Here is an 8,442-nt window from a genome sequence, read left to right as displayed (position 1 = left end):
AGCCCAGCCACCAGACCACGTCGGGAAGTTCGGCAATTCCCAGTGACCACGGCGCCACCGTCGGCGGGCGGAAGGCCGCCAATCTCAACGGAGGATCCTCAAAATCCACCACCGGCATCGTCTGCTGATAGCGCAGCCCCTGCGCGAGGAAAACATCGCCACCCAGCCAGGTCATCGAATCGTGCTGCTGCTGGAGCCACGCCAAATCGCCACTCGTATTCTCATCCTGAACGATGACCGCCTGCGGATAGGCGAACAGAAGCGGCAGCATCATCACCACGATCCGCAGACACCAACGCACTCCACGCTCCCGGTCCTTGAGAAGCCACTTGCATGCCGCAGCTGCAGACAAACCTAACAGAAATAGACCCTTCCACCAAAACGTCGCCACCACATCACGGCTCACCAGCTCACCATCATCCACGCCGAGCGGCACCACCATCCATGGCTTGAGTAAGCCGAGAAGCATCATTCCACAGCCAGCCATGATCAGCCCGAATGCGGCGACCTTCGGCAGCGACCACTCCGGCAGCTTCGCTGGCAACGCGATCTTCATTCCCAGCCGTTTTCAGAAACCACCTCAATCCCGTCGTCGTCCTGCAAACCCCAGTGACCTTCGGCAATCACCCGCTCCCCAAGCTCCAGTCCGGCCAAAATTTCAGCAGCTTCTCCATCGACATGGCCGACGGTCACCGGACGTAACTCGCGGCCACCATCATCCTTCACGACCTGAACCAGAGCCTTCCCCGCGGAGACCGAAACGAGCGATTCGCGTGGCACCGCCAGTGACCTGCGCTCGGATTCCAGTCTCACGAAACCCGTCATCCCCGGCGCAAACTTCACCTCCTTGTCCCCATCGAGAAACTTCAGTCGCACCATGAAGGTCGCCGCCCACTCCGGAGCCCCTGTGCCGCGTGGCCGCAGCGGTCGATTGATCTCGGGGCCGCCTTCATTGAAGCTCACGACCGGCACAATCCGCTCCACCTCGACCGCCAGTTCACGCCCGGGATAGCTCTCCAAGTAGGCCACACCCTGAAGTCCATTTTCCACCCAGGTGAAATCGGATTGGTCGAAGTAGCCCTCAAACCAAAGTCCGGCCGCAATCACGAAACCCGGCTTGCCGCTGTCCTGATTGTACTCGCCCTCACGCATCAGCACCCGCTCGACCACGCCCGAAACCGGCGCGTAGACATTGTGCTCGATCAGTTCCTGCTCGCGATGTTTCACCGCTTCCTTCGCATCCTCCACCGCATTCGCAGCGATCAGCCGGCTCTGTTCCACACCCTTTTCGGACATGGTCAGAAAAAGCTCAGCCAATTCCTTTTCCTGCACCGCATTGGTGAACTCTCCCTCCACCTCGAGTAGTGCCGTGCGCGATATCAGGCCTTTCTCCTCCGCTTTGCGATACCGTTCGATCTTCTCCGTCATCTGGTCCGCGCGCGCCATCGCCGCTTCCACATTGATCTTCTCACGATCAGGACGTTCCTGTGCCAGCACATAGGCCGAGCCTACTTGCACACGTTTCAATTCAGCCTGCGAGGTCGACAGAGCAAGCTTCGCCGACTCCAGTTTGATCTCCGCCTTCACCCGGTCCAGCGTCAGAAGCAGATCGCCCTTATTCACGAGCTGACCTTCGATCACTTTGACCGAGGTGATTTTAGACATCGGAATCACCGGCACCAGATAGGGCTCCGCCGAGCAAGTCCCCTCCGCCAGCAGTGGGCGCACGAATTCACGCTCCCGCACATCCGCCGTCACCACGGGAAAATCCTTCCCCAGCTTCCGCATCAGCGAAGCATAGCCGAGACTCGAATCATACATCTTCGAACCCGGGCTCTTGTACGCCGGCCATAGTACGGTGACCGCGAGCAAGCCGCCTGCCACGACGAGGATCAGCGCAATGCCAAACAGCACCCGGTTTTCACGAGCCAGACTCAACGCCAGCCGGAAGGCTTTGGAAATTACTCCTTTCATTCTTAATCAATCTTAAAGACTGACCCGGCTCGCGTCGAGGCAAGTTCCACAGGCACGGATCGGACGAATGAGAAATGTGCCAGCCAGCACCGACATCTCCGCGGCGAGCTGAAGGGCACGCCATGAAACGGCGATCGCAACCGCTTCGGGCATCGGCATGACCTGGCCCAAGAGCCAGGCCATGCCGGCCTCACGCACCCCAATTCCCCCCGGAACGCCGATGGCGAAAAAGCCAATCAACCATGCCATGCCATCGACGGTCGCAAAGAAGGCCAGACCCTCGGTTTCAGGCAGGAAAGCGAGCACCAGCACATGAAGCAGCGCCGCGTGAAAGAGGCACAAGCCCAAGTAGGTGACGAACGCACGAACCAGCGATGAGACTTTCCACGAGCGATCGCGAAGTGGTGCCAAGCGAGCGGCAATCACATGCCACAAACGGCGGCGGAGAACCACCATCGCCATGAGACCTAGAAGGAAGCCGGAAACGGCGATCATCAAAGCCGACTTGCTCGGCATCTCGACAAGACCCAGAAGCAAGCTGCCGGACCCGATCAAACCAATCAGAGCAAGCACGGCCCAGGCCGCAATCGTTAGAAGAAGTTCCGCCACCAGGCTCGCACCAGCGACCGAGCGCTCGACACCGATTTCAGGCGCCTTCACCACCCGCGATGCGTAGCCCCAGATGCCACCTGGCAGCCACTTCATCACCTCGCTCCGGATCCAAAGACGGGTCGCCCGCACCCGGCCTGGCTGTTCGCCGAGGCCAGCGAGCACATCGCTCCAGACCGAAGCATTCAACCAAGTGTAGGCGACGAGGCCGGCGAAGACCGCAAACAGAAGCAGGCCATTCGCATTCGCTGCCGCTTGGGCTGCCGAGGGTAGCTGCGAGCCGAAGCCCACCAGGAGTATTCCCACCGCCACCACCGGCAGCATTCTTTTGATCCAGATCTTCATCTTGTTAGAGAGCTTGGGAGTCTTACCCAATGGCTGGAACGCTGACCGGACTGGTGACTTCGCGTCCCTGATAGATCCGGACGGTGAGCGCAGCGCAGCGATCCCAGTCGAAGACGCGGGCGGCGTGCAGGCGGCCATTCTCACCGAGTTGATGGGCGAGGTCGGAGTCGTTGAGAACTCGCAGGATCGCATTGGCGAGCGCTGCTTCGTTCTTCTCAGGAACGAGCAATCCCGTCTCGCCATCGATGATCACATCCACAATGCCGCCGACCTTCGAAGCGATGACCGGCTTGCGGTTGGCAAGCGCTTCGATCAGCACCACGCCAAGGCCTTCGGTGTCCCCTTTATCATCGTAGATCGCAGGGTGCACGTAGGCGGTGCAATCGCGGTAGAGTTCACCGAGTTCTTCGTTCGAGACGAATCCGGCGAAGCGCACGGAGGACTCCAATCCAAGCTTCTTGGAAAGCGCTTCCCACTCGGCCTTGCGGTCACCTTCACCGGTGATCACCAGCTTGACGTTTTGCTTGGCAAGCACGGAAGGAAGGGCGCGCAGCAGCACATCGATGCCCTTGCGCTGAATCAGGCGGCCGCAGAAAAGGAGCGACGGCACCTCGTTGGAGGTCTCCTCCCCAGAAGCCTCCGAGTCGGATACCGTCGCCCCGTAGGGCACCACTTTGGATGCAAATCCGCATAGGCGTTTCACTTCAGCCGCGGTGTGCGAGCTGTTCACGCAAATCTCATCGGCCTGGCTCAGGAAAAACTTCAATGCCCAGCGGATCACCTTGCTGTTGCGGGCCAGGGCGAGTTCCGCTCCGTGGCACATGGCGACGACGCGCACGCCGAGGAGCCACTTGGGAAGCAGGGCCCAGAGGCCGTGCGGGAATGGCCAGTGAATGTGGAGAACCTTGGTGCGGTCGCGCACACACCAGAAGAGAATGGAGAGCATGCCCATCAACAAGTACGGCAAAACCAGTAGCTTGTAGCCAAGTGAGCGGGACTTGCTCGGTGCACCGGAGTCGTGGGTGAGCGTTTCGCCCGCCTTCAGTGCGTAGCGGAAGCGGCGAACTTCCACTCCATCGATGTCATGCTTGCCGAGGCCTCGGAAGGATGGCGCGTAGATCTTCAGCGAATCGAGCTGATCGACCGTGCGGCGGGCCATTTCGCGCATCCATGGGACCTGGTGGTCATCCTGGCTGCGGGCGTAGGTCGAGGTGACGACCGCCACGCGTGGGCGGCTGGTGCGACGTGCGATGGAAGAAAATAGCGTGCTCATGGGGAGTTTGAGTTGAAGTGGTTGTTATCGTGGAATTCAGGCGACCTGCTTGAGGCGGTCGAACTCGTAATTCTGAGTGGCGAGCGGTGCGTCCACCCTCAGATCGACGGGAAGGGTGCGGCCTTGCTTCATTTCGCGGTAGACACCGTGCTCAAGCTGCAAGCCCTGGCCGACGAAGAGCATCGCGGCGATGGCGAAGAGCACACCTGCCATGGCAGGAAGCGTGGCGGCCATGCCGGCGATCGTGAGGCCGAGGGCCGCCATCCAGAGCGTTGCGGAAACGAGTCCGGAAACCATGGCGAGGCGGCCGAAGAAGTGCATCGGGCGGTTGCGGTAGGTCTTGAGGAAGCTGACCGTGGTCATGTCGAAGATGCCGCAGAGGATGCGCTTCACGCCATACTTGCTGACGCCGAACTGGCGGGCGTGGTGTTGCACCACGATCTCGGCGGTCTTGTAGCCTTCGAAGGATGCGAGCGATGGAACCATGCGGTGCATCTCACCATACATCGGGAGCACCTTGACGACTTCCTTGCGGTAGGCCTTGAAGCCGCAGTTGTGATCGTGAAGTGGCACGCCGACCAACTTGCTCAGCGCTGCGTTGAACACGCGGCTAGGCAGGACCTTGTGCCATGGGTCGTAGCGCTTGCGCTTCCAACCGGTGACGATGCCGTATCCTTCGTCGATCTTCTCAAGGAAGCGTGGGATCTCGTTTGGATCATCCTGAAGATCGGCATCCATCGTGAAAACCACATCACCGGTTGCCTCCTTGTAGCCGAGGGCGAGCGCATCAGCCTTGCCCAAATTGCGGCGGAAACGAAACGAACGAACCGTGCCGGGATTCAGGCGGGCCAGGCGGCTCATTTCGTTCCAGGTATTGTCGGTGCTGCCGTCGTCGATGAAGAGCACTTCCCATTCGCAGGAGAGCTTTTCCATCTGCTCGGAGATGCCGTTGAAGAGAGTCTCGAGAGTTTGCTCCTCGTTCATCGCTGGGATGATGAAGGAAACGCTTTGGACGGGAGTGTTGGAGGTATTGATGTTCATGTTGTGAGTGGGTCGATTGACAAAACCCTTTAACCATTGCCTGTGCCAAACCGCTTCGACGATGACGCAACCCATTGGTTTCCAATGATTAGAAAAACATTCGCCGCAGTTGGCCCCGCATGCCACGTATCCAAAATCCGGCACATTTTACCGGATCCGGAAAAGCTTACCGGAACGCCCTACCGTCCCCGTCCCAATTATTTCGGACATGTTGACCAATTCAGCCGGGTTTCTATACTCCGCCATGCCACGTGCCAGCTGCCTCTTCTCCGTCGGGGCAGCCGCGACGCTATTTCTCCACTCCTGTATTACCGTCGGACCCGACTATGAGGACCCCAATCTCCTCGTCGCCGATGAATGGGACTCCCTCGGTGGATCGACAGCGGTTCCCGACTACTGGACGGATCGCCTGAGCGCCGACCAGTCCGCCAAGCGCACTGGTGCCGAGCTTTGGTGGCGGCAGTTCAATGACAGTTCACTCAACAAGCTGATCACCCACGCCCGCACCAGCCACCCGACCGCCGCCGCGGCCGATGCCCGCATCCGCGAAGCCCGCGCCCAGCGAAACGTGCTCGCCGCCGCTTGGTCACCGTGGATCGGCACCCGAAACGAAGTCCAGATGGGTGAGAACAACCCGAGCACTTTTGGCGGCACCACGGGCAGCTCGTTTTCCACCAACTTTATTTCGGGCCTTGAGGCTGGATGGGAAGTCGATCTTTTCGGCGGCACCCGCCGTGGCGTGGAAGCCGCCACCGCCGAGTGGCAAGCCGCCGTCGAGTGGCAGCGCGATGCACTGGTCGTGCTCAGCGCCGAAGTCGCCCTTCAGTATATCGCCACCCGCACGCTTGAAGAACGCCTTGCACGCGCAACCGAAGCCGTCGCCGACTTCAGGAAGCTCCATGAAGTGCTCAGCCAGCGTCAAGATGAGGGCCTCACGCCGGAAGCCGACGTCGTCGAATCCAAGGCCCAGCTGCTCACCCGCGAAGCCCGCCTGCCCAAGCTTGAGCAGGAAATGAAAGTCGCCCGCATCCGACTCGCCAACAGCTCCGGCATCTATCCGAATGCTCTTGCAGGCCTCTTGGAAAAGAACACCGGCATTCCCGTTCCACCGCGGAAGATCCTCGTCGCCATGCCTGCCGATGCCCTGCGCAATCGACCCGATGTGCGCCGCGAAGAACGCAAGCTTGCGGCCCAGACCGCCCGCATCGGCCTGGCCGAATCCGAACTCTACCCGAAGCTCGCCATCTCCGGCGCGCTCAGCTGGGAAAGCACCTCGATTTCCGACCTCTTCACCCAGGCCAACCGCGCCTTTGGCTTCGGACCAAAGCTCAGGTGGCGCATCTTCGAAGGCTGCAAAATCCAGAATCGCGTCGCCGAAGAAGAAGCCCGCACCGACATCCGTCTCGCCGCCTACCAGCAACAGGTGCTCGATGCCGTCGCCGAAATCGAGATCGCCCTCACCCGCCTCGATACCGAACAACGCTACGCCGCCGCCCAGACCGCTGCCGCCGAAGAACACCTCAAGAGCACCAAGCTCACCCGCGAGTCCTATCTCGCCGGACTTGTCGATATTCGCCGACTACTCAACTCCCTCATGGATTACCACGACGCCCGCGATGAAGAAGCCGCCGCGCTCGGTCGTCGCGCTGGATTCGCCGCTGCGCTTTTCAAATCGATTGGCGGCGGTCAGATCCCCGATGCCTGAAACGGCGCAATCACTTCCATCAGCACTTTCTCAAGATCACGCCCGTTGATCGGCTTGCTCAGGTAGTGATTCATCCCCGCATCGCGGCAGGCATCGCGATCCGCCTCCATCGCATTCGCCGTCACCGCCACCACCGGAAGGTCTCTAACAGACTCACCAGCTTCGCCCGCGCGCAGCCGCTGAGTCGCCTCCAGCCCATCCATCTCCGGCATCCGCATGTCCATCAGGACAAGCCCGATATCCGAACTCTGCTGCAGGGCTTCCAGGCCCTCGCGACCATTGCCTGCCACCTCCACCACGAAGTTCAGTTTCTCCAGCATCAGCTTCAACAAACGTGAATTCACCGGATGGTCCTCCACCACCAGCACCTTCATCCCACCCCCATTCAGATGGGTCTCGGCTCGTTTCCGGTCCGGCAGCGCATCGCCGTTCTCGCTTTTGGTCAGCCTTAAAGGAACCTCCACCACGAACTCCGCACCACCAGCCGGCAGGTTTGCCGCCCTGATCTCACCACCCATCGATTCAACGAGTCGCCGACAAATCGCCAGACCCAATCCCGTTCCTCCGTGACGCCTTGTCGATGAGAGATCGACTTGAAAAAATGCCTCGAACAGTTTCTCACGATCCTCTTCGGGAAATCCAATTCCCGAATCCGCCACGGTGAATCTCAGGCTTTCCGAACCCCTCTTCGACAATGAAACCGAAACCGTGCCCTCGTCGGTGAACTTCACCGCGTTCCCCACCAGGTTCATCATCACCTGCCTCAACTCCGCCTTCGCTCCCATCACCAAGGCGGGAACATCCTTCGCCACTTCGACCTTCAGCTTGAGCTTCTTTCCATCCGCCACCCCCTGGTGAAGCGCCACCGTTTCCCGCAGGAAAAGCCCGGGATCAAAGACCTCATCCTTGAATGTGATCTGCCCGCTCTCCGCCCGTGAGAAATCCAGAATGTTGTTGATCAGCCCGAGCAATACATCGCCGCTCTTGCGGATCATCTCGACCGAGTTCCGCTCCTCCGCACGCATCTCCGAGGTCTCTAGTAGATTTGTGAAACCAAGGATCCCGTTCAATGGGGTGCGGATTTCGTGACTCATCGTCGCCAGGAATACCGACTTCGATTCATTCGCCAGTTCCGCGGCCTCCATCGCTGCACGAATCTCACTTTCCTTCTGCCGCTGCTCAGTCACATCACGCACGATTCCCTGCACCACACGTTGGCCGCCCAGCTCAAAGCAATTTGCCCACACTTCCGCCGTGAAATCACTACCGTCCTTCCGCGAAAACCCGGACTCGAAGCGGTGACGACCACGCTCTGCAAGCTCCGCGATCGCGAGCTGATAATTCGACAACGCACTTTCCGGATGAAGCTCCGAAAGATTCTTCGCCGTCAGCTCCTGACGTGACCAACCCAGCAGTTTGCAGAGCGTTTCATTCACATCAAGGATCCGTCCCTCCATGTCGTGGAGGACGATGCCGTCCAAAGACTGCTCGAAGA

The 8,442-nt window shown here is 59.9% G+C and carries 7 protein-coding genes; 1 reads left to right on the top strand and 6 read right to left on the bottom strand.

The window, feature by feature from the left end; all coding sequences use genetic code 11:
* The 5 genes from WBG04_RS13775 to WBG04_RS13755 all read right to left on the bottom strand — a co-directional run.
* Window positions 1–556, bottom strand: a 556-nt coding sequence (locus tag WBG04_RS13775) for a hypothetical protein (protein WP_424315030.1), incomplete at its 3' end; no start/stop codon positions are given.
* Window positions 553–1,974 (bottom strand): efflux RND transporter periplasmic adaptor subunit, encoded by a 1,422-nt coding sequence (locus WBG04_RS13770; protein ID WP_424315029.1) that lies wholly within the window; start codon window positions 1,972–1,974, stop codon window positions 553–555. The genes WBG04_RS13775 and WBG04_RS13770, both read right to left, overlap by 4 nt.
* A 12-nt stretch (window positions 1,975–1,986) precedes the next feature.
* On the bottom strand, window positions 1,987–2,928 hold the full coding sequence (locus WBG04_RS13765; RefSeq protein ID WP_424315028.1) for a lysylphosphatidylglycerol synthase domain-containing protein: 942 nt from the start codon (window positions 2,926–2,928) through the stop codon (window positions 1,987–1,989).
* 22 nt (window positions 2,929–2,950) lie between these two features.
* Window positions 2,951–4,201 carry a glycosyltransferase family 4 protein gene (locus WBG04_RS13760; RefSeq protein WP_424315027.1) on the bottom strand — a complete coding sequence of 417 codons (1,251 nt, stop codon included), beginning with the start codon at window positions 4,199–4,201 and terminating at the stop codon, window positions 2,951–2,953.
* Window positions 4,202–4,237: 36 nt separating this feature from the next.
* On the bottom strand, window positions 4,238–5,242 hold the full coding sequence (locus WBG04_RS13755; protein WP_424315026.1) for a glycosyltransferase family 2 protein: 1,005 nt from the start codon (window positions 5,240–5,242) through the stop codon (window positions 4,238–4,240).
* A gap of 244 nt (window positions 5,243–5,486) precedes the next feature.
* Between WBG04_RS13755 and WBG04_RS13750 the strand changes: the two genes are divergently transcribed.
* Window positions 5,487–6,947, top strand: a complete 1,461-nt coding sequence (locus WBG04_RS13750; protein WP_424315025.1) for an efflux transporter outer membrane subunit — start codon at window positions 5,487–5,489, stop codon at window positions 6,945–6,947.
* Here the strand turns inward: WBG04_RS13750 and WBG04_RS13745 are convergent.
* Window positions 6,929–8,442: ATP-binding protein (locus tag WBG04_RS13745; protein WP_424315024.1), on the bottom strand; the 1,514-nt coding region annotated here is incomplete at its 5' end. The two genes, WBG04_RS13750 and WBG04_RS13745, sit on opposite strands and share 19 nt — an antisense overlap.

The sequence above is a fragment of the Haloferula sp. genome, assembly GCF_049672945.1.
In the GTDB taxonomy this organism is placed as follows: Bacteria; Verrucomicrobiota; Verrucomicrobiia; order Verrucomicrobiales; family Akkermansiaceae; genus Haloferula.
Note: the sequence above shows the minus strand (reverse complement) of the source record. Positions and strands in the feature narration are given on the sequence as shown.